This is a genomic window from Micromonospora sp. SL4-19 (assembly GCF_047921475.1).
GTDB lineage: Bacteria > Actinomycetota > Actinomycetes > Mycobacteriales > Micromonosporaceae > Micromonospora.
On the sequence record NZ_JBLROB010000041.1, the window covers coordinates 25,484 to 46,069 of the forward strand.

Here is a 20,586-nt window from a genome sequence, read left to right on the forward strand (position 1 = left end):
CCTCAGATGCCACGCCGCTTCCATGACTGCCACCAGAGCCACTCCCGGCCCTTGGCGGCGACCGCGGTGAGCACCAGCGGCTGAAGGTACGGCATGACCTTCGGCCCGATCCGCTTCCGGAGACGCAGGCCCCGGTACTCCGGCAGCGCGCGGTACTCCGGCCAGCAGTCTGCGGCGAAGGCGACCAGCTCGTCCTCGGGCACGCTCGCCGTGCGGCCTCGGTCGTAGGCGCGCGCCGCGCGCCACAGGGCGTAGCGGGCGAGGCGGCGGCGCACCATCGCGCCGAGCCGGTCGGCGTCGGGCAGCAGCGGAGCGCACTTGCTGAGGACCGCGTCGTAGGCGGCCCGCCGCTCGCGCAGGTCGTTGAGGTAGCTGGCGTGGTCGGTCTGCGACATGTTCCTGCCGTGCAACCGGTAGTACGCCTGGTCGGCGCGGACGTACCCGACGTCGGCGTGCGCGGCCAGGCGCATCCACATCTCGATGTCGCCGGCCGCGGGCAGCTCGGGGTCGTAGCCGCCGACCTTGCGCTGCAGGTCGGTGCGGACCACCACCTCCGGCGAGGTGATGCACCCGGTGGCCTCACGGAAGCGCCGCTGCAGCCACCAGTGCCCCGGCCAGATCGTGTGGCCCCCGTTCCCCGTCCTGGCTGGCGGCGGCGGACCGGGATGGGTGAAGTGCACCGGGTGCCCGTAGACGAAGCCGACGTCCGGGTTGGCGTCCAGTACGGCCGCCGCCCGGGTCAGGGCTCCCGGCGTCAACAGGTCGTCGGCGGAGAGCAGGACGGTGTAGTCGCCGTCCGCCCATTCCAGCAGGCCCTCGTTGTAGGTGGCGATGTGGCCGCGGTTCGTCTCGTGGACCCAGACTTCGACCCGCGGGTCCGCCGCCGCGACGGCACGCGCCTTCTCCGCCGAGTCGTCAGGCGAGGCGTCGTCGATGATGAGCACCCGTACGTCCACGCCGGGCTGGTTGTCGAGCACGCTGCTCACGCATGCCCGGAGATAGTCCCCGTACTTGTAGCACGGAATGACCACGCTGACCCTGCTCACTGGCACCCTTCCGTTGGCTCGTCCGCCCCCGCACCTCAGGGCTCGCACCGGCCGGTGCGAGCCCTGAGGCCGTCACGGGGTTGTCGTGAAAATCACATCAACCCAGTAGTTGCCCGAATTCCAGGTGCCCGTCGGGAACGCGACGCCCGGGCCGGTCCGGAACAGTCCGTTGCCGCCGCTGGGCGAGTCGGCAAGCGCCGTCAGCGGATAGGACACGGTCGGTTGGCTGAAGTGGTTCGCGGTGTAGGCGTAGAAGCCCACATCGGTGTGGTACGAGATGACGTACGGTGTGTTGGCGGTGATCGCAACCGGGTGGTCGAAGGTCATGCTCTGCCAGCCGCTGCTGCTCTCGCCAGTGAAAGTTCCGGTGGCGAGTTGGGTGCCGGTGTTCGACCAGAGCGTCCCAGTGTGCGTGCCGGTGTTGGTGCTGCCCTTGTAGAACCGCACCCCCGTCACATAACCGTCGAGCGCCGACGAGAACCGCATGCCCAGCTCGACCGAGTTCGCCTCCGCGGCGCTCGGTATCGCCGGCACCACCGAGTCGTTCCACACCGAGCAGGGGCAGCTGACCGACGTACCGGTCGTGAACGTCCAGGTGTACGGCGCCGGCATGACGTTGCCCCAGGCGTCGGTCGCCCGGACAGACACGGTGTAGGCGGTCGACGGGGTCAGGGCGTTGTGCGGCTGGATGGTCATCCGGCGCGTGGTGTTGTCGTACCGGAAGCTCGCCGCGACGGGGCCGGCGCTCGAGGTGAGCGAGTACTCGATGGAATCCGGGTCGACGTTGTGGCTGAAGGTCGCGCTCGGCGTGGCGTTGCGGGCGACGCCGGACGCATTGGGCGCGGGCGTCGTCGATGTGATCGTCGCCGGTTCGGTTTCCGCCCCCACCGTGTCGATGACCACGTCGACCCAGTAGTTGGTGTTGTTCCAGCTGAGGTTCGGGAAGCCACCGCCGGATCCGTACCGGTAGACGCCGTTCGACCCGTCCACCCCCGACTGCAACAGTCGGACGGCCGTCAGCCCCGCGCCCTGGTCGGCGAAGTAGTTGCTGGTGTACGAGTAGTGGCCGGTGGGCGTGTAGTAGGACGCCACGTAGGTGGTGTTGGCGGCGACCGGCACCGGGTTGGCGAAGGTCAAGGTCTGCCAGCCGCTCGCCGTCTCGTTGGTGAACGTCCCGGAGGCGAGCAGGTGACCGCTCGCGGTCCACAGCTTGCCGACGTGGGTGCCCGTGTTGGTGCTGGCCTTGTAGAACTTGATGCCCTTGACCACACTCGGCGCGCCGGCCCGGAACTTCACCCCGAGTTCGTTGGGTGAGGGATCGAACGAGTCGACGTTGGTCGGCACTGCGGTCGGCGGGTAGGCCGCGCAGGGACACTGCTGCGGCCCGACGGTCACGCTCCTCGTCGCGACCGTCCCGATGTTGAGACTGTCGTCCGAAGCCCGCACCTTGATCTGTACGGAGCCCTGCACGCTCGGTGTCCAGGTGTAGGACCAGCTCGCCTGCCCGGTGGCCGCCGCCCAGGTCTGGCCGCCATCCGTGGAGACCTCCACCCGCCCGAGCTCGCCGCCGCCGACCTCCGTCGCGGTCCCGGTGAGGGTCACCGGCGTGAGGACGGGCAGGGTGGCGTTTGCTGCCGGCGCGGTGATGGTCACCGTCGGCCCGGTGGTGTCGGTGGACTTGGTAGCGGCGACGAGGTTGGCCTGCCGGGTCAGCGGTTGGGCGCCCATGTCTGCGAGCAGGTTGACAGTCGCCTGCTGCATCCGCTGGTCCTCGGTGCTGGGCAGCACGGTGTGCAGGCTGCTGAGCCCCCACGACCACTGCACCGTCCCGGCGCCGAAGACCAGCGCACCGGAGGACTGGTCGCGGTAGGCCACGAGGCTGTGCGTGGCGGTGCCGTTCCCGTAGTTGTTTCCCTCGTCGAGCAGCAGGGTGCCGTCCGTGATGGCCAGCGTCGTCGACGAGAACGCCACGGCGCCCGGCGGGCGGACCGCGTTCTCGACGTCGGAGTCCCACTCGTAGCCGAGGGTGCCGACCGGGAACGTCGCCACCTGCCCGGCTGTCAGGTTCTTGATGGACGGGATGTTCCGCCACAGGCGGAGATTCCGGTACGCGGCGGGAACGGTGATCGCGTCGTTGCGGTAGCCGTTCACCGTGAAGATCGTCCCGGTGAGCTGATTGGGCGGGGTGGCGCCTCCGGAGCCAGCGCCCGCGGAGTCGACCCAGGTGCCGGTCCACTGCCCGCTCGGGTCCGCGATCCCGTTCGGCGGATTCTGCCGCATCTTCGTCATCTTGTAGCAGACAAGGGTGCGGTTGGCCCCTCCATCTGCGATGGAGGGCTCCAGCCGGGTACGCCAGAACAGCTCGTTGCCGCTGAAGAAGGCGAGGTTGACGCCGGCCTTGCGGGCGGCGACCACGTTGTCCCACTGGGCCTGGTTCCAGTACTCGTCATGGCCGGAGGACATGAAGACCTTGTGGTTGCGCAGGATGGCCGGCTTGGTGCTCACGTCGATGCTCGACGCGTAGCTGACGTCGTACCCGTTGCGCTCCAGCCAGTAGATCATCGGGTATTCCGCCGAGAGGATGCCGTTGTCGCCGGCGATGCGCATGGGGCGGTTGTAGCTGACCTTGTAGGCCCGGCCGTCGTACGCCGGCCCGCCACCGCCGTAGAAGTCCTGGCCGCCCCAGTCGTTGTACGCCTGCCAGGTCTGGTCCGAGGTCTGCACCAGGATGTCGGACTGGTACGAATCCTTGGCGACGACGAACGGGACCTGGGCGAAGCCGGCGCCGTCCGGCTGCTCGAGCGTCGCCAGGTAGACGCCGGAGACGGCATCCGACGGCACGGCCCAGGTCGCGTTGGCCGTCCAGTTGCCACAGTCCACCAGCCCGGTGCCGGCGTCGTGGCGACAGTCCGGCTGGGTCCGGGCGGGGAAGCTGCTCGTCGGCGAGGTCGGCATCCGGCGAGCGCCGTCACCGCCGTAGTAACCGAGCCGGTAGATGCCGACGTTGAACGTCGTCGGCGACTGCACCTTCAACCGGAGTGTCTCGCCCGGTTGCACGCTCGTCTGGGTGGCGAATCCCTCGACATCCCCCCAGGCACTGTCGCCGAACCAGTCCTCCTGGGGTGTGCCCGGTTTGGAGTTTTCGCAGACGATGGGGTTGGAGCCGGCGCCGCACGGATCGGACGCGGCAGACCTCGCTGATGCGGGAATCAGCACCAGTGCTGCTCCCGTGGCCGCCACTACCGCGGCCCGAAACACTCGATGCCTCATACCGATCGCCCGCTTCTCAAGAATGGCCGCTGGACGCTACTGAGCGTACGTAAGCGGCATGGAGATACCAGCTCTGCACGTGTCGGTTGCAACACCGATCGGACAGTACGTCGCCGAGTGCCGGCGGACGATCGTTCCGCGCCGCACAGCCATTCGGCTTGACGCGCGCCGCCGACCGGCGGTGTCCGGTCAGGACGGTTGGGGCACCGCCTCACCGGTGGGCGTGCCGTCGATCGCGCCCGCGACGTTGTTCGACCATTCGGTATATGTGACCTTGCAGTCCGACCCGCATTGGCTGGTGTGCCCCCAGTGCGTCGGACCGAAGACGTTGTCGCGCAGCCGCAGGCCGATTCCGTCCTGCGCGTATAGGCCGTACGCGCCGAGGGAGATGAAGCTGTCTCGCACCAGGTAATTGCGCAATGTGGAGTCGCCCTGACTCTGCGTGAACAGGACCGCGGTTATCGCCTTCCAGTACCCCGGCACCTCCTTTCCGGTGAAGGCGTCGACCCCCGGCTCGAGCCGGCTGTTGCTGATTGTCACCGGCCCACTGCCCCCGTACGGGAAAACGCCTCCGGTGTGCGCCTGGGACGGGTCGGCCAGGTGGGCGATGTAGTTGTCGTGCAGCCAACTCCGCTCGATGGTGACGTTGGCACCGCACAGGCACATGCCCCCGGTGTTCGCCACGTCAACGCCGCTGAGCCGAATGGTGCAGGTGGCACAGTCGTTGATCGCGTGGTCGGTCAGGGCGGCGTTCTGCTGCCCGCTACCGACCGGCTCCGGCCGGATGGTCGTGTTCCTGATGTTGAGCGTGAGGCGCCCGGACGGGTTGGCGTTGACCAGGATGGCCCGGTTGGCCGAGCCCGGCGGAGGAGCGATGATCGAGTTCGTGATGTTCACAGTGCCGTGGCAGTCCGTGCCGACGTAGATGAAGGCGCGGAAGTAGATCCGGTCGAGATTGACGGTGCCGTCGCACTTGTACAGGTCCCACTCCTTGCTGGCCTGGTTGTGCGGTTCGTACACCCGGAAGCCGGGCGGCACCGGCAGCTGGGCGTCCGACTGCCGGTAGCGCTCGACACCGGGTGCGCCGACCGCGAACCGCGCCGGGTAGCGGCCACCGCCGGTGGCATCGGCGGCCCGCGCCGCGGCGGGTGTCGCTGCGGCTGCGGCCGGCGCGGGAGTCGCGCCCGCGGTGGTGGTCGGGGCCGGGGTGGCCCCCGCGGTGCCGGCCGGCGCGCCAGCGTCCCCCTCTGCGGCGGCGTCGACGCGGCACTCCGCCGGGCCCGCACAACCCGTCGGGTCAGCCGCGCCGGTGCCCAGCGCCGCGACGATCAGGGCGGCGCCCACCAGCAACGCGCCTGTGGCGACCAGGATCGGCCAGCGCCTCCGACGACGGGACGTGTTGGGCAAGGCTGCGGGCATCAACTCTGACTTCCTTCCGGGCCTGGGATGCGGCGCCGACCCTGGACTCAGGTCAGTTTCCAGGGCGTCCAGTAGCTCTTCGGGTTGATCACGTAGTCGACCGTCGGTTCGGGGATGTGCTCCACCCGGTGCCGCCGGCTCAACCGGTAGATGAGCTCCCAGTCCTCTTTCGGGGCCACCGAGGTGTTGCGGCGCAGCCGGCTGAACATCAGCTCGGGCGTGCGCCTGGCCACCAACGGGTTCGGATCGAGAAAGCACCGTTCCCAGGCCAGCTTCCGATCGAACGGCACGGAGAGGACATCATGTTGGAGGCCTTCCGGCGTGACCCGGCGCATCGCTGTGTAGACCGCGTCCGGCCGCGGGGAGTCCGCGCCCTGCAGCCGGGCGAGTGTGGTCTCCAGGTGGTGCGGGTGCCAGAGGTTGTCGTCGTCCAGGAACGCGACGAACTGCGAGTCGGCCAGGCGGATGCCGATGTTGCGGCTCACCCCGGGCACGTTGATGTTGCGCCGCTGGCTCACCACATGCAGGCGTGGATCGGCCGGCAGCTCGGGAATCTGCCCGCCGCCGTCGTCGACGACGATGACGACCTGGTCGGTCACCGTCTGCGCCAGCACCGACTCGACCGCCCGCCGCAACACGTCCGGCCTCCGGTAGGTCAGGATCACCGTCGCCACCAGGGCCTTGGGCTTGACGCCGCCGGGCAACGTGGCCAGGAGCCGCGCCGCCTCAGCCCGCTCGAACCGGTGGAGCCCGACCGCGGTGTGACCCAGCAGTACCTTGTTGCGCAACTCCTCCAGCGGCAGCCAGCCGAACCTCGCGCGGAGGCGCCGCTTCACCCAACCCATCACTCGGTCTCCCCGCTCAACGTTCCGCGACCGTCGCGAGCGGCTTCTCGCCTTCTGGCTGGACCTCGCGAGCGGGCTGCGCCGTGCCGGCTCGGCCGCGTCGCAGCAGCGGCAACACGAACGGCAGGTACACGGCGAGCGACGCCAGCCCGATCACCGTCAGCGCGAGGAAACCGCCACCGAGGAGACGTCCCATCCCCCAGGCCAGTACGCCCATCGCCGCCCCGCCGAGCGCCGGCCGGACACAGGCGCGCAGTATCAGCGCGGGCCGGATGCCCAGCCGGGCCAGCACCACCACGAACACCGGCGTGACGAGGAGGCCGGCCACCACCACCTGCCCGGCGGCCACGCCCGCGATTCCGAGCCAGTGGCCGAACAGCAGGAGGATCGGGGTGAGGCTGAACAGCCACCAGGCCTGCATCACCATCAGGGTCTTGCGCACCCGGGTGGCCAGGCAGTCGTACGCCAGGTCGACTGCGACGCGGATCAGGCCCAGCGCCGCGAGAAGCTGCAGCGGCACGGCCGCACCGGCCCACTGGTCGCCGTACACCAGGCGGATGACCGGGTCGGCGAGCACCCCTAGCAGCACGCAGAACGGCACGGCGGCGGCCAGCACCATGGCCAGTGCCCGGTGGAAGCCGGCGGCGAAAGCCTCCGGGGAGTCCGCCAGCCGAGAGAAACCGGCGTACGACACCCGACGCGCGGTGTCCGACACGATGCGGACCGGCCAGCTCGACATGTTGAAGGCCATGGCGTACAGACCGAGGGCGGCCGGACCGAGCACCGAACTGACGACAACCGAGTCGACGTTGACGATGCCGAGGGTGAGCAGACTGGCGGAGGCCAGGGGAAGCCCGAACCGCAGCAGCTGCCCGGCCTGCGTCCGGTCCCAGCCGAATCTCAGCATGTCCGGGGCACAGAGCGCGAAGCCGACCAGCGCCACGATGTTGCCCGCGATCGAGCCCCACGCGAAGGCCATGGCGCCCATTCCCATGGCGGCCAGGCCAACCGTGACAGCGGTGTTCACCAGCAGGTTGGCGACCTCGACAATCGTGCGCCGGAACTGCTGGAACTCCCGGTTGAGCTTGCCGATCGGCACACAGGCGATGCCGTCGATGATCACGGTGAGGCAGAGCAGCCGCAGCATCGTGGTCGCCTCGGGGGACCCCAGCATGCGCGCCACCGTCGGCGCCGTGACGAAGAGCAGGAGATAAAAGGCGCTGCTGGAGACTGTCGACAACGTCAGGACGGTCGGCGCGAACCGCCTGATGTCGCCGTCCCACCTCACCAGGGCCAGGCTGACGCCCATCTCGTTGAACGAGAGCAGCATCGCCAGGACCAGCAGTCCGACGGCGTACAGCCCCCACTCGTACGGCCCGAAGAAGAGCCGCGCCAGCACGACACCGGTCGCGAACGTGCCGACCCGTCGCACGATTGTATTGATCATGCTCCAGCGGGCCGCCGAGGCGACCTTCTGGTTCAAGTCCGTCACGGAGCCGGATCTCCCCTCTGGAGCTCCTCTGTGCGGGCGATGCCCAGGTACGCGCCCGATAGACCGAGAAACAGGAAGGTGGTCCCGGCCACCATCGGGAAACTAAGCGTGTCGAAGGTGAACGTCACCACGAGCATCACGAATCCGACAGCAACGAAGCCCTGTCCGGTCTCCCGCCGGGCCGGATCGGTGAACCGCCGTCGGCCGGCACCGCCGCAGTGCAGCGTCGTGACGTAGATGACGACGATGGACAGCACCCCCACCACGCCCATCTCCAACAGGGCGAGCAGGTACTGGTTGTCGGTGTAGCGGTAGATCAACGGCAGGAAGGTTCCGAATCCCCGGCCCGTCCAGGGCCGCTCGGCGATGTAGGCGTTCACGCTCGCGCTCGTCGCGGTGCGGGACTGGGTGCTGTTGTCGCCGCCGTCGAACATCGCGGTGAAGAGGCCGATGATCGTGACGGCGAGGCCGGGCAACACCACTCGGGCCACAGCCAGCGCCGGCAGCACGACAGCAAGGGTCCCACCGGCCCGACGCGCGCTCCACGTGGGCAGCAGCACCAGCATCACCACGACGAGACCGACGACGGAGGTCCGCGAGACGGTCGTGATGGCGCCCATCGCGATCAGCGCGACCGGCAGCCAGCGCCGCAACGCCCCCCGCTCGCCGCCATGGAACGCCTGCTTGAGGGCGAATGGCAGCGCCGTGGCCAGCACGGCGGCGAGTTCGAGAGTGTTCGCGGCGGTCGCGGTGGGCCGGACGAAGGCACCCCTGGTGACCAGTTCCTGAGGGCCGCTCGACATTCCTGGGATCTGGATCCAGGCGGTCAGGCTCATCCCCAACACGAACTCGCCGATGGCGACCGCCGCGATCACGGTGCAGCACCGGACGAAGATCCGCAACACCCGGTCGATATGGTCGTAGTCCCGGACCGACGTGGCAAGGAGCACGATCGACGTCCACACCAGGAGCTGGATCAGTCCCCGATCCGCCGCGCTCACCTCCAGTGGGTCGGCGTCCCGTCGCGCGGCGGCTATGTAGCTGAGCAGCACCGCCACCGCGATCCCGAGAAGCGCGAGACGGGGCGGCCGGGTGAACGGTGCCGACTTGATCCGCCTCATCAGCCAGCTGGCCAGGAACCAGACCAGGCCGACGAGGACGAACAGGTTCGCCACCGTCCCGCTCGCCCCGATGCCCGGGAACACCAGCCGGGACGGGACCAGCATCAACAGCACGACGTAGAGGGTGAGCAGCGACTGTGGCCCCAGGTTGGCGATGCCCTGCTGGGAGAGATAGATGCGGCTGCCCCGTCGGGGCTCGGGGACCGCGGGGTGCCGCTCAGCCTCTGTTACGTCGGTCGGCACTCTGGCCTCTGGGGTGGGACCTCTCGTGTGACCGGTACGTGGTCGATGGTGCGCTCGGTGGGGCGCCGACCGGCCATCCTGCGCCGTCCCGGCGCGGGATCGGGCCGGACGCCGGCCGCACGTTGAGAATCAGCGTCTCCTCCGACCCGACGGCCCCGCCGCGGCGCTCGGCGCTGGCCACGGCCGGCTTGTCGGGTGTGGCAGCGCCATTGCGGGCGGCGTTCGGCGGTTGATGCGCGGGCCGCGCAGGCGACGGTCGGACGGGTACGCTCGCCGAGCCCCCGGCGGCCGAGGACGTGGTGGCGGCCGCCGGCTGCCGGCGCCGCCGGCGGGACCGCGCCACGCTCTCCACCACGAACGTCAGCAGCAGGGCGAGGGCCGTGGTGCCGCCGCCCGCCGCGATCACCATCTTGAGCTTGTCCTTGAGCTGCGCTTCCGGCTTCTGCGGCGGGATGATCTCCGTCAACCGGATCATGTCCTGCGGCTTCACGCCGTTCACCGCCTGGATCTTCACCAACCGCTCCTCGGCGTACTTGGCGATCGTCGCGGTGGAGGTGAGAAGGTGGGCCTGGTCCGTGCCCGTGACGGTGAAGGTCAGGAACGGTCCCTGTGCCCCCTCGGCCAGGGCGACCTCGAAGTCCTCGGTGACCCCCATCTTGAGCAGCTCCGCCTGCGCGTCGTTCGACTGCAGGCTGCGACCGAGGAAGTCGGCGGTGGCGACGAGCGAGCCGTTGAAGTTGAGGAACGGGTTGTCGTTGTTCTCGCCCTCGGTGGCCGCGGCTGTTGCCGACTGCGAGTTGAGCAGGCTGACAGTCGTGGTCGACTCGTAAGAGGTCGGCACCATCACGAAGGCACCCACGCCCAGCCCCACCGCCAGCAGCAGCATGGGCAGCAGGATGTACCAGCGGGTGCGAACCACCGAGAGGATCTCGCCTAGGTCCACGACGCCCCTCCAGATCTTTTTAGGACGTCAGTCGTCGACTACAAATGAGCTACCCACGACACCGCGGGCGATCGGCGCCACGCCTAACCAAGGTATACGGACCGTACGCACGACGGGTACTGCCGATCCGGTCGAGTTCCTGGCTGCATTCGTCCATGCTGCGTGGCATCCTGCACCACCGAGCTACCGCACAGCTTAAATGGCAACGCGTTGCCGGCGGACCAGAAAGGACCCGAAGGCATGTTTTTGCCCGATCTCTTCGCGAGGTTGCGCCGGCGCTGGTACCTCATCGCCGTCGGCATGGTGGTGACCGCCGTCGCCGGGCTGGCGGCCACGCAGGTCACACCTCGCTACTTCGCCTCCGAGGTCGTCGTGATGCAGCCGCCCGTGTCGCCGTACGCACCCAACCCGATGACGGGGCTCTACCCGTCGATGGCGGTAACCGGGGCGGCGGTGGCGCAGCGGCTCAGCACGCCCGACGCGCAGGCACGGTTCCGGGCGGCGGGCGTCACCGGGCCCTACGACTTCCAGCCCCGCAACACCGGCACCAACCAGGAGCCCCGGTATGTGATCGGCTCAATGACCGTGACGACGATCGCGCCCGACGAGGCGAGCGGACTGCGCGCGCTCACCATCCTCACCGACGCCTTCGAGCAGGAGCTCAAGAGCCTGCAGGACCGGTGGAAGGTCGCCCGGCAGCTGCGCATCACCATCGCCGTTCTCGTGCCGCCGAGTGCCACCCTGCAGCCGCACTCTCCGGCGCGGGCCCTGGTCGGCGCCGGACTGCTCGGCACCGTCGCGACCCTGGCGGTGACGCTCTGGACGGACGAGTTCCGCGGCCGCCGCCGGGTGTCCGGGCAGCGCCGATCCCTCGCCCACGCGGCCAGGTAGCCGACCGTCCATAACGGGCCGGACATTCGGCGTCCTGCCGCCACCGAAACGGTAATGGGCTTATTCGCAGGTCAGCCGCCGGATTTCAGGATCTTCGATGCCCTTTGTAAACATCCCGACACGTCGGGCAACCCAACGGTTGTTGTTTCACCTTCCATCGGCCGGGAGCGTACGCAGGAAATCAGCTCGAGACGTGAACCGAGGTGACCCCGGACGTGCGTACTTCCCGGCCCCAGATCACCATCCTCGTGGCCAATCTTCCCGCCGAGCGTGATCGTCGAGTTATCAGGGAATGTCTGAGCCTGGAGGCGAGCGGCTTCGACGTCGCCGTCATCGCGCCGCGCGGAGACAAGACTTTGCGCGTACTTCCGGGGAGTCGAAACACGAGACTGCGGCCGTATCCGATCTTCGTGTACGGCCACGGGGTGCTCTCGTACGCCGTCGAGTTCGGCTGGTCGTTCCTCTGCATCGCGGTCCGGCTGATGGCCGAGGTATTCAGCGGACGGGCGCACGCCGTGCAGGTGTGCAACCCGCCCGACGTCTACTGGCCACTGGCGCTGCTGCTGCGCGCCCTGGGCCGCCCGTGGGTCTTCGACCACCACGACCTCTGTCCCGAGGTCTACGCGTCCCGCGTCGGCGCTCCCAACAAGTGGGCCTTCCAGTTGCTGCGCGCCTTCGAGTGGCTGACCCTGCGTACGGCCACCGAAGTCGTGGCCACCAACGAGTCCTTCAAGGACAACGCCGTTCGGCGTGGCGTCGCACCCGAGCGGGTGACGGTGGTCCGCAACGGCCCGACCCGGGGGGAAATAGCCGAGCCGTGCGGAGCGACCGACCCGGCCGGATCCGATCACCGGGTGGTGTATCTCGGCGTCTTCGGTCCCCAGGACAACGTGGAGGGCGCGGTGCTGGCCGCCGAGGAGCTGACCCGCCTCCGGGGGCGCACCGGATGGCGCATGGTGCTGGCCGGCGACGGTGAGAGCATGCCGGCCCTGACCAGACTGGCTGCGGACCGGGGCCTGACGGACGTCGTGGAGTTCACCGGGTGGCTCGACGGAGCCGCCGTCGACGAGCTGCTCCGCACCGCGACCATCGCGATCCAGCCCGATCTGCCGACCCGTATGAACCAGCTGTCCACCATGGCCAAGACCGTCGAGTACCTCGGCCGCGGTGTGCCGGTCGTCGCGGTGGACCTGCTCGAAACCCGCCGCAGCGTGGGTGAGGCGGGTGTCTACGTCCCCACCGGCGCACCGGAGGAGTTCGCCGCGGCCATCGACGAGCTGCTGGACGATCCCGCCCGGCGGGCGCAGATGCGCGCCACCGGCCTGGCCCGCTTCCAGGAGAGCCTGGCCTGGGAGCACCAGGCCGACGCGTACGTGGCGGTGTGGCAGCGGCTGCTCGCCAAGCGACTGCCCCACGGCGGTCCGACGTCCGCGCTCCCCGCTGGTGTGGGCGCCGGTGTGGTCGCTCCTCCAGCGGGCGACGACGCGCTGGCTCACCGCCACGCGACGGCGGAGTCCGAGGCGCGGGCAACGGCACGGTGACCAGCATCGTCGTCGCCGCCCACAACGAGTCCGCCGTCATCGGCCGCTGCCTCGACGCCCTGCTGGCCGAGGCCGGGCCGGGCGAATTCGATGTCACCGTCGTCGCCAACGGCTGCACCGACGACACCGCCGCGATCGCGGCCGCACGGCCGGAGGTGCGGGTCATCGAGCTCGCCGAGGCCGGCAAGACGGCCGCTCTCAACGCGGGTGACGAAGCCGCCCAGGGATTCCCGCGTATCTACCTCGACGCCGACATCGTGCTCACCACGCGGGGGGTCCGGGCGGTCGCCGCGGCACTCGAGGGACCACACCTGGCCGCGACGGTCCGCCGGGACCTCGACCTGATCGGCCGGCCGGTGCTGGTGCGCGCCTATTTCGGCGTCCACCGTCATCTTCCGGTCTTCCGCGACGGTCTCTTCGGGCGCGGGGTGATCGGCCTGTCCGAAGCCGGGCGACGGCGCTTCGACCGGTTTCCGGCGCTCGTCGCCGACGACCTCTTCCTCGATTCATTGTTCGCAGCGGCTGAGAAGCGGCAGGTCGACACGGTGGGCTCGCGGGTGGCGACGCCGCGGCGCACCCGGGACCTGGTGCGCCGGCTGAGCCGGGTACGCGGGGGCAACTCGGCCATGCGAGCCGCCGCCGACCGGGGCCGGGTGGCCGCGGCCGTCCGTCCCGCGGCCCGCCTCTCCTGGCTCCGTCACGTCGTCCTCCCCCGGCCCTGGCTGGCCCCGGCCGCGTTCTGCTACGTGGCAATCACCGCCCTCGCGGCGCTGTCCGCTCGGCACAACCGCAACGGCGCGGCCGGCTGGTCACGCGACGACTCATCCCGACAGGAAGACCGGCATGCCTCAGCCGAACGGTAGCCGCCTGGCGACCGACTCCACCGTCAACATCTGCTTCCACGGCATCGGCGAGCCACGCCGCGAACTGGAGCCCGGCGAGGAGCGCTACTGGATCCACCGGGACCAGTTCCAGGCCATCCTGGACGAGTTGGCCACCTGGCCCTCAGTGCGGATCAGCTTCGACGACGGCAACCTCTCCGACGTGCGGATCGGCCTGCCCGCCCTGGCCGCACGCGGGCTGTCGGCCGAGTTCTTCGTCCTCGCGGGGCGGCTCGGAACGGCCGGCAGCCTCGACGCGGACGACGTGCGGGAGCTGCAGGACCAGGGCATGGCCATCGGCACCCATGGACTGCGCCACCGCTCATGGCGGGGCATGGACGAGCGGACGACGTACGACGAGCTCGTGGCAGCCCGCAGCCGCCTCGTCGAGGTGGTCCAGCAGGACATCACCACGGCCGCCTGCCCGCTCGGGCAGTACGACCGGCGAGCGCTCGGCGAGCTCCGGCGGCTCGGCTACACCGCGGTCTTCACCAGCGACCGGCGGCCGGCCAGGCGAGGAGCCTGGCTGCAGCCGAGGTTCAGCGTCCGCCGCGACGACACCCCCGCCTCCCTGCGCGAGGCGGTACGGGCCAGCCGAGGCTGGCCCGCGCAGATCCGGACGGGGGCCGTGGGCCTGGCGAAGCGCTGGAGATAAACGGCCTCATCCGACGGAGTGCACAGTGGCCGGTCCCGGCACCTCGCGGATCTTCGCAGGCCTCAGCAGGTCCCGCACGGCCGCTCGGCTGGTCTCCCTGCCGAGGAGAGCCCGGCTGACCTCACGACCCAGGAGCACGAACCAGTAGGCGGCGGTACGCATCAGGCCGTGCCTGCGGCGAAAAAGGCGCACGCGATTGAGGGTGAGCAGCGCCCACAGCTTCGGCGAGTGCCGCGAGTCACCCTCCAGATGGACGGCGCGGGCCGCCGGAACGAAGCGGGTGGCAAAGCCCGCATCTCGGGACCGTAGGGCGAAATCGGTCTCCTCTGAGTAGAGGAAGAAGGATTCATCCCACGGCCCACACTGCTGCCAGCATTCCCGGTTGATCAGCATCGTGGAGCCCTCGGCCCAGTCGATCACCGTTTCGCGGGCATACCGGCGATCGTCGGTCACCACCTCGCCGAGGATGGCGTAACGGCCGGCTCTGCGTGCCCCGAGAACGGCGTCCCCAAGGGCACGGAGGATGGTGGGTTCGCGGCGCAGCGTCGGGATGAGCGCGCCGGCACCGTCCACGATGTGCGGCACGGCGATGCCGGTGCCGCTCGTGGCGAGGGCGGCCAGCAACGTCTCGACGCAACCCGGCTTGAGCCGCACGTCGGGGTTGAGCACGAGCACTGCGGCGTGCGGCGGCGCGGCAGCGACGGCGGCGTTGATGCCCGCGGCATACCCCGCGTTCCGCCCCATCTCGACCACGGTCGCGTCGGGAGCCAGGCGGCGGAGGGCGGCGACGGTGCCATCGGCGGACGCGTTGTCGGCGACCGTCAGATGCCAGGACAGCCGGCCCAGGCCCGGACCCAGTGCGCCGAGTAGTTCGGGCAGCAGGTGCTCGCTGTTGTAGGTCACCACCACAACAGCAACCGTTACCCCGGAAACGCTCATCAGATTCTCCCAGCCGTCAAGATGTCGCCGGTCACCGCTCGTGCACACGTGCCCGGAGACCGCGAAGGAGCCGGCCGGTCCGGCCAGTGCGGAGTCGATCACCGACGGCGCCGGTGCGCATGGAGCGCGTCAACGCGGATTGCGCCCGCCGTGCACCGGCCACCGCCCACGAGCGGCCCACGCGCCCCTCGGCCACCGGCAACCCGTCATTCGTCAGTCGGTTCTTGTAGAGCGCCTCGGACTTGCCGAGATCGATGTGCTCGATGCCGTCGGCAGCGCCGGCTTCCGCCATACGCAGGCAGAGCAGAATGCCGGCGGAGTGCCGCGCGAGGTCCACGTCGTACGACGGGAACCAGTAGGCCAGCACCGACCGGCTCCGGAGGCCCAGATGGGCGGCCACGGGCTGATCGCCGGCGTAGATCGTGGAGACCACGGCACGGCAGTCGGCCGCGGACGAGTGGCACAACTCCTCCAGCACCGCCTGGATCCACCGCGTCCGGAACCGGTCGAACTGCTGCGTCCGGCGGTACTGAGCCGACTTCCAGCGGCGGAGCGCGAGCATCGCGTCCTCGCTGCCGTCCTCCCACTCGAACCGCTCCTCGCCGAGCTCGCGCACCATGCGGCGCTGCTTGCGCAGGGTCTGCCGGATCAGGTTGCCATCGGTCATCCGGTCGTCGACGTAGCTCTGGTAGCCCTTCGACAGATCGATGATGGGAGACTTGGCCACCCGTGCCTGGTACGGCACGAAGGGTGACTGATCCGCCATCAGATGATCGAACTCCCACACGGCCAGACCGCATGCCTTCAACAGGCGGATCGGGTCCCAGTGCAGGCCGGGACGGTGCACCATGCCCTGACAGTCGGAGATGCCGGAGCCGATGGGCACTCCGATGACCCGATGCCGCACCTCGTAAGGGAAGAAACCGACGATCTCCGGGCCGTCCTGCAGCACAGCTACCCGGGCGGTGGGGCGGTGACGACCGACCGCGCGGGCGAATTCCGGGGCAAGGAAGGGGTTCTGCAGCCTCGGCTGTACCTCCTGCATCTGCCGCCACTCGGCGAGCTCGGCCGCACCGAGCTCGCTCGGACGGACAACGGAGATCTGCATCAGTCGCCTTCCCAGGACAGGGCCGTTTGCCGCGTCTCATCGTGCCCACAACCGACGCACGAGGTGAACCGTGGTCGGTGTCGGTTAGCCGTCTCCACAAGTGGACCCATGGCGGCCCGTCAGCGCTGTTCGGCTGACCGGACCTGACCGGCCAGGCGACCGCCTGAGGGACGGCCGAGGGCCCGGTACTCCCAACCCGCCGCACGCCATTGTGCCGCGTCCAGGGCGTGCCGGCCGTCGACGATGCGCGGCTTCGCCACCACGGTACGCAGCGCCGCCGGGTCGATCTCCCGGAACTGCGACCACTCGGTCAGCAGCACCACGACGTCCGCGCCGGTTGCCACATCGAAGGTGCCCTGACCGTATTCGAGCGCCGGATACGCCCGGCGGGCGTTGTCCATCGCCACCGGGTCGAAGACCCGCACCCGTGCCCCCAACTGGTGCAGGGTACTCGCCACGTCCAGGGCCGGTGCATCTCGGATGTCGTCGGAGTCCGGCTTGAACGCCGCACCGAGCGCCGCCACTCGGACCCCGTCAAGGTCACCGCCGGCGAGCTCGCGTACCAGATCCACCGTACGCGCCCGGCGGCGCTGGTTGATCTCGTCGACCTCGCGGAGGAACGCCACCGCCTGTCCCACGCCCAGTTCGTCGGCACGGTGCAGGAATGCGCGGATGTCCTTGGGCAGACAACCCCCGCCGAAGCCGAGGCCGGGCCGCAGGAAGCGGCTGCCGATGCGCTCGTCGAGGCCGAGCGCCACGGCCAGGTCATGGACGTCCGCTCCGATGGCCTCGCACACCTCGGCCATCGCATTGATGTACGAGATCTTCGTGGCGAGGAACGAGTTGGCCGCCACCTTGACCAGCTCGGCGGTCTGCGGATCCGTCACCAGCACGGGGCTGCCCCGGTCGATCACGGGCGCGAACACCTCGCGCAACCGGCGCTCCGCCCATAGCGACGCAACGCCGAACACCAGCCGGTCCGGGCGCATGGTGTCGTCGATGGCAAAGCCCTCGCGAAGGAACTCGGGATTCCAGGCCAGCTCCACGCTGTCACCCGCGGGTGCCACCGTCCTGACCAGCTCGGCGAGACGAGCCGCGGTGCCCACCGGCACCGTTGACTTACCCACGACCAGCGCTCGCCGCCGCAGGTTCCGGGCCAGTGCGGTCACCGCGGCGTCGACGTAGCTCAGGTCAGCCGCGAACGACCCGGCCCGCTGCGGGGTTCCACGCAGACAAAGTGGACGTCACCGAACTCGGCCGCCTCCTGGTAAGAGGTGGTGAATCGCAGCCGCCCCGAGTCCAACGCCTTGCGGAGCAGCTCAGGCAGCCCGGGCTCGAAGAACGGCACCTCCCCGGAGGCCAGGCGCGAGATCTTGTCGGCGTCGACATCCACGCCGAGAACCTGGTAGCCCAGGGCTGCCATGCACACCGCGTGAGTGGCCCCGAGGTAGCCCGTGCCGATGACGGTGAGCTTGGGGCTGGTGGTCGTGACCGGTTCGGCGAACTCGGTCGTCATGCTTCCTCCAGACGTCACGGTCAGTAAGCTCCGGAGCTGCGGACGACAGCGCTCAGCGTGCGGACCAGGATCGTCAGGTCCATGGTCAACGACCAGTTCTCCACATACGACAGGTCGAGCCGGATGGACTCCTCCCACGACAGGTCGGATCGGCCGGAGACCTGCCACAGCCCGGTCAGGCCCGGCTTGACCACCAGGCGCCGGCGCATGTCCGATGGATAGTTGGCGACCTCACGGGGCAGGGGTGGCCGAGGTCCGACCAACGACATGTCACCCTTGAGCACATTGACCAGTTGCGGGAGCTCGTCCAGCGACAGCCGCCGCAGCCACCGACCGATCGGGGTCACCCGAGGATCGTGACGCATCTTGAACAGCTCGCCGCCGGTCTCGTTGCGGTCGAGCAACTCCGCCAGGCGGTCTTCCGCGTCGACGTACATCGTCCGGAACTTGTAGATCACGAACGGGCGGCCGTTCTTGCCCACTCGGACCTGGCGGAAGATCGCGGCGCCACCGGCACCCCGGGCCTGCCGGATCAGGACGGCGATCACCAGCAGGAGCGGGGCAGCGGAAACCAGCAGCAGCAGCGCCGACACGCGGTCGACGACCTCCTTCAGGAAGCGCCGGCCGCCCTTGAGGCGTGGGTGCTCGACATGCAGCATCGGCAACCCGTCAACGGGGCGAATCGTGGTGCGGTCGCCGGCGACATCGACGAGGTTGCTGGCGACGATGAGGTCGATGTCGTCGCGTTCGAGCTGCCACCCCAACCGGCGCAGGGCGGCTCCCGCCATCTCCGGGCAGGAGAGGACGACGACCGTGTCGGCGCCCGCCCGCCCGGCCGCGGTCGCCACGTCCTCGAACGTGCCGAGGACCGGCGGCAACGGGCCGACGGCGGGCCCCTCTCCATGGCCGGCCGGTGAGTACGGCAGGCAGGCGCCGACCACGCCGAGTCCGTGGAAGCGCTCGCGGCGCAACCGCCTGGTCATCTCGGCGACGGCGCGCTCGTGGCCGACGAGGACCACCCGGTGCAGCCGTTCCCCACACGCCCACGAGCGGTGCAGGTTGTATCGGACCAGGTACCGCATCGCGACGCCGGCGACGGTGACCAGCGGCATAGCGATGAGCAGGTAACCTCTGGCGAGCCGGAATTCGAACGCGAGGGAAATGACCGCCAAGGTGGCGGTAAGGGCGATACCAGAGCGAAATACCCTCGCGTACTCATCATTTCCCACGAAAAGATAGCGTGATTCATACGCTCGGTTGAGGGTGAGAGCCACCATCCAGACGAACGGCAGCACAACGGTGAGCCAGAGATAGCCACGGTTGTACGGCTCGGCCGTCGCCGAGCCGAATCGAAGGGTCAGGGCCACGACCGCCGACGCCAGTCCGACCAGGAGGTCGACGAGGCACAGGGTGGCGATGTACCGGGTCTGCCAGCCCGTTCGCCTCGGCGCTACCGAGCGTCCTGACGGCGCCGTCGCGCCTTGTCGGATTGCCGTGTCGTCAATGACATGCGCGACTTCCACCAGTGCACACCGCCCCCACGTACACAGGACGACCAGCCGTTTGCCCCGACGGCTTGTCCTCCGGCTCGAACTGCTGCGGTGCCCGCGAAGACCGTGCATCCGGGCGCCCCTTGCCCGGGATGCGTCGGCGGGACCGACTGGACTATGAGCATGCTGACCATGGACTCGACGCGCCAGCGTCGTTTTCGGTATTTCTGATCCAAAGTCGAGTTACCGACAATGCGCCGCCGCCCGGTGATCGACGGGGCGCTGAATCGCCGTTTCACAATGGTCCATCCAGTTCCCGGAGGCAGCCGATCGAGGCGGCCCTGCGCGACCTTCGGGCGTTGCCAGAATCGTTCGGTTGTCGGTCATCAACCGGTGCTGTTCGCCGGGTAGCCTCCCGCCATGCGCGGAATCATTCTCGCCGGCGGCACCGGCACTCGGCTGTGGTCGATCACCCGTGCGATCTCCAGGCCCGCCGGGGAGGTGCGGCGATGAAGATCCGGCCACTGAGCATCGACGGTGCATGGGAGATCAGCCCCCAGCAGTACGCCGACCCACGCGGGCTGTTCCTGGAGTGGTACCGCTTCGACCGGCTCGCCGCCGCGGTCGGGCATCCGCTGCGGCTCGCCCAGGGCAACCTCTCGGTCTCGGCGCAGGGCGTCGTCCGGGGCATCCATTTCGCTGACGTGCCACCCGGTCAGGCCAAGTACGTGACCTGCGTACGGGGAGCGGTCATCGACATGGTCGTGGACGTCCGGGTCGGTTCACCGACCTTCGGCCAATGGGAGGCGGTCCGCCTCGACGACGTCGACCGCCGCGCCGTCTACCTCAGCGAAGGCCTGGGGCACGGCTTCTGCGCGTTGACCGACGACGCCACCCTGAGCTACCTCTGCTCCACCACCTACAACCCGATCGCCGAGCACGCGGTGCACCCCCTCGACCCGGACCTGGCGATCGACTGGCCGGCGGAGGCGCCGCTGCTGTCGGTGCGGGACGCCGCCGCGCCGAGCCTGGCCGAGGCGCGGGCGGCAGGACTGCTCCCGGACTACCGGACCTGCCGGTCGCTCATGGCCAGCCTGAGCTCCGGCGCAGCTCGTAGCTGGGCGGAAGGCGGTCAGCCGTGAGGATCCTTGTCACCGGCGGTGCCGGATTCATCGGGTCGGAGTAC

At 69.4% G+C, this 20,586-nt stretch carries 16 protein-coding genes and 1 pseudogene; 6 read left to right on the forward strand and 11 right to left on the reverse strand.

Going from position 1 to position 20,586, the window contains the following annotated elements; translation table 11 throughout:
* Positions 1-2: 2 nt before the first annotated feature.
* From ACNAVT_RS29230 to ACNAVT_RS29260, 7 genes are all read right to left on the reverse strand, one after another.
* Positions 3-1,031, reverse strand: a complete 1,029-nt coding sequence (locus ACNAVT_RS29230) for a glycosyltransferase family 2 protein (protein ID WP_416300908.1) — start codon at positions 1,029-1,031, stop codon at positions 3-5.
* Between the two features lie 87 nt (positions 1,032-1,118).
* Positions 1,119-4,073 carry a DUF4082 domain-containing protein gene (locus tag ACNAVT_RS29235; protein ID WP_416300910.1) on the reverse strand — a complete coding sequence of 985 codons (2,955 nt, stop codon included), beginning with the start codon at positions 4,071-4,073 and terminating at the stop codon, positions 1,119-1,121.
* Positions 4,074-4,505: 432 nt separating this feature from the next.
* The gene (locus tag ACNAVT_RS29240) at positions 4,506-5,735 is read right to left on the reverse strand and encodes a hypothetical protein (RefSeq protein WP_416300911.1); all 1,230 of its coding nucleotides are present in this window, start codon (positions 5,733-5,735) and stop codon (positions 4,506-4,508) included.
* A gap of 47 nt (positions 5,736-5,782) precedes the next feature.
* On the reverse strand, positions 5,783-6,580 hold the full coding sequence (locus ACNAVT_RS29245) for a glycosyltransferase family 2 protein (protein WP_416300913.1): 798 nt from the start codon (positions 6,578-6,580) through the stop codon (positions 5,783-5,785).
* 16 nt (positions 6,581-6,596) lie between these two features.
* Positions 6,597-8,072 carry an oligosaccharide flippase family protein gene (locus ACNAVT_RS29250; RefSeq protein WP_416300915.1) on the reverse strand — a complete coding sequence of 492 codons (1,476 nt, stop codon included), beginning with the start codon at positions 8,070-8,072 and terminating at the stop codon, positions 6,597-6,599.
* Positions 8,069-9,436 (reverse strand): O-antigen ligase family protein, encoded by a 1,368-nt coding sequence (locus tag ACNAVT_RS29255; protein ID WP_416300917.1) that lies wholly within the window; start codon positions 9,434-9,436, stop codon positions 8,069-8,071. The genes ACNAVT_RS29250 and ACNAVT_RS29255 overlap by 4 nt, the downstream gene beginning before the upstream one ends.
* Positions 9,411-10,379 (reverse strand): hypothetical protein, encoded by a 969-nt coding sequence (locus ACNAVT_RS29260; protein WP_416300919.1) that lies wholly within the window; start codon positions 10,377-10,379, stop codon positions 9,411-9,413. Before ACNAVT_RS29260 ends, ACNAVT_RS29255 begins: the two co-directional genes overlap by 26 nt.
* A 240-nt stretch (positions 10,380-10,619) precedes the next feature.
* Here ACNAVT_RS29260 and ACNAVT_RS29265 point away from each other — a divergent pair, with 240 nt between their 5' ends.
* The 4 genes from ACNAVT_RS29265 (at position 10,620) to ACNAVT_RS29280 (ending at position 14,347) form a co-directional block, all read left to right on the forward strand.
* The gene (locus ACNAVT_RS29265; RefSeq protein ID WP_416300921.1) at positions 10,620-11,270 is read left to right on the forward strand and encodes a hypothetical protein; all 651 of its coding nucleotides are present in this window, start codon (positions 10,620-10,622) and stop codon (positions 11,268-11,270) included.
* Positions 11,271-11,485: 215 nt separating this feature from the next.
* Complete coding sequence (locus ACNAVT_RS29270) at positions 11,486-12,811, forward strand: glycosyltransferase family 4 protein (protein ID WP_416300923.1); 1,326 nt, start codon at positions 11,486-11,488, stop codon at positions 12,809-12,811.
* Complete coding sequence (locus ACNAVT_RS29275; RefSeq protein WP_416300925.1) at positions 12,808-13,674, forward strand: glycosyltransferase; 867 nt, start codon at positions 12,808-12,810, stop codon at positions 13,672-13,674. The genes ACNAVT_RS29270 and ACNAVT_RS29275 overlap by 4 nt, the downstream gene beginning before the upstream one ends.
* Positions 13,655-14,347, forward strand: coding sequence for a polysaccharide deacetylase family protein (locus ACNAVT_RS29280; protein ID WP_416300926.1), 693 nt, complete (start codon positions 13,655-13,657; stop codon positions 14,345-14,347). The genes ACNAVT_RS29275 and ACNAVT_RS29280 overlap by 20 nt, the downstream gene beginning before the upstream one ends.
* 6 nt (positions 14,348-14,353) lie before the next feature.
* On the opposite strand, the gene ACNAVT_RS29285 is transcribed toward ACNAVT_RS29280, so the two are convergent.
* The 4 genes and pseudogenes from ACNAVT_RS29285 to ACNAVT_RS29300 form a co-directional block, all read right to left on the reverse strand.
* Positions 14,354-15,286 (reverse strand): glycosyltransferase, encoded by a 933-nt coding sequence (locus tag ACNAVT_RS29285; RefSeq protein WP_416300928.1) that lies wholly within the window; start codon positions 15,284-15,286, stop codon positions 14,354-14,356.
* 31 nt (positions 15,287-15,317) lie between these two features.
* Complete coding sequence (locus ACNAVT_RS29290) at positions 15,318-16,331, reverse strand: GNAT family N-acetyltransferase (RefSeq protein ID WP_416300930.1); 1,014 nt, start codon at positions 16,329-16,331, stop codon at positions 15,318-15,320.
* Between the two features lie 182 nt (positions 16,332-16,513).
* A pseudogene (locus tag ACNAVT_RS29295) lies at positions 16,514-17,910 on the reverse strand (UDP-glucose dehydrogenase family protein).
* A 20-nt stretch (positions 17,911-17,930) separates the two neighbouring features.
* A complete protein-coding gene (locus ACNAVT_RS29300) occupies positions 17,931-19,328 on the reverse strand; it encodes a sugar transferase (protein WP_416300937.1) in 1,398 nt (465 codons plus the stop codon).
* 492 nt (positions 19,329-19,820) lie between these two features.
* On the opposite strand from ACNAVT_RS29300, the gene ACNAVT_RS29305 reads away from it, so the two are divergent.
* Both ACNAVT_RS29305 and ACNAVT_RS29310 read left to right on the forward strand, forming a co-directional pair.
* Entirely contained in the window at positions 19,821-19,913 is a 93-nt protein-coding gene (locus tag ACNAVT_RS29305; RefSeq protein WP_416300932.1) for a sugar phosphate nucleotidyltransferase, read from the forward strand.
* Positions 19,910-20,542, forward strand: coding sequence for a dTDP-4-dehydrorhamnose 3,5-epimerase family protein (locus ACNAVT_RS29310; protein WP_416300934.1), 633 nt, complete (start codon positions 19,910-19,912; stop codon positions 20,540-20,542). Before ACNAVT_RS29305 ends, ACNAVT_RS29310 begins: the two co-directional genes overlap by 4 nt.
* Positions 20,543-20,586 lie beyond the last annotated feature (44 nt).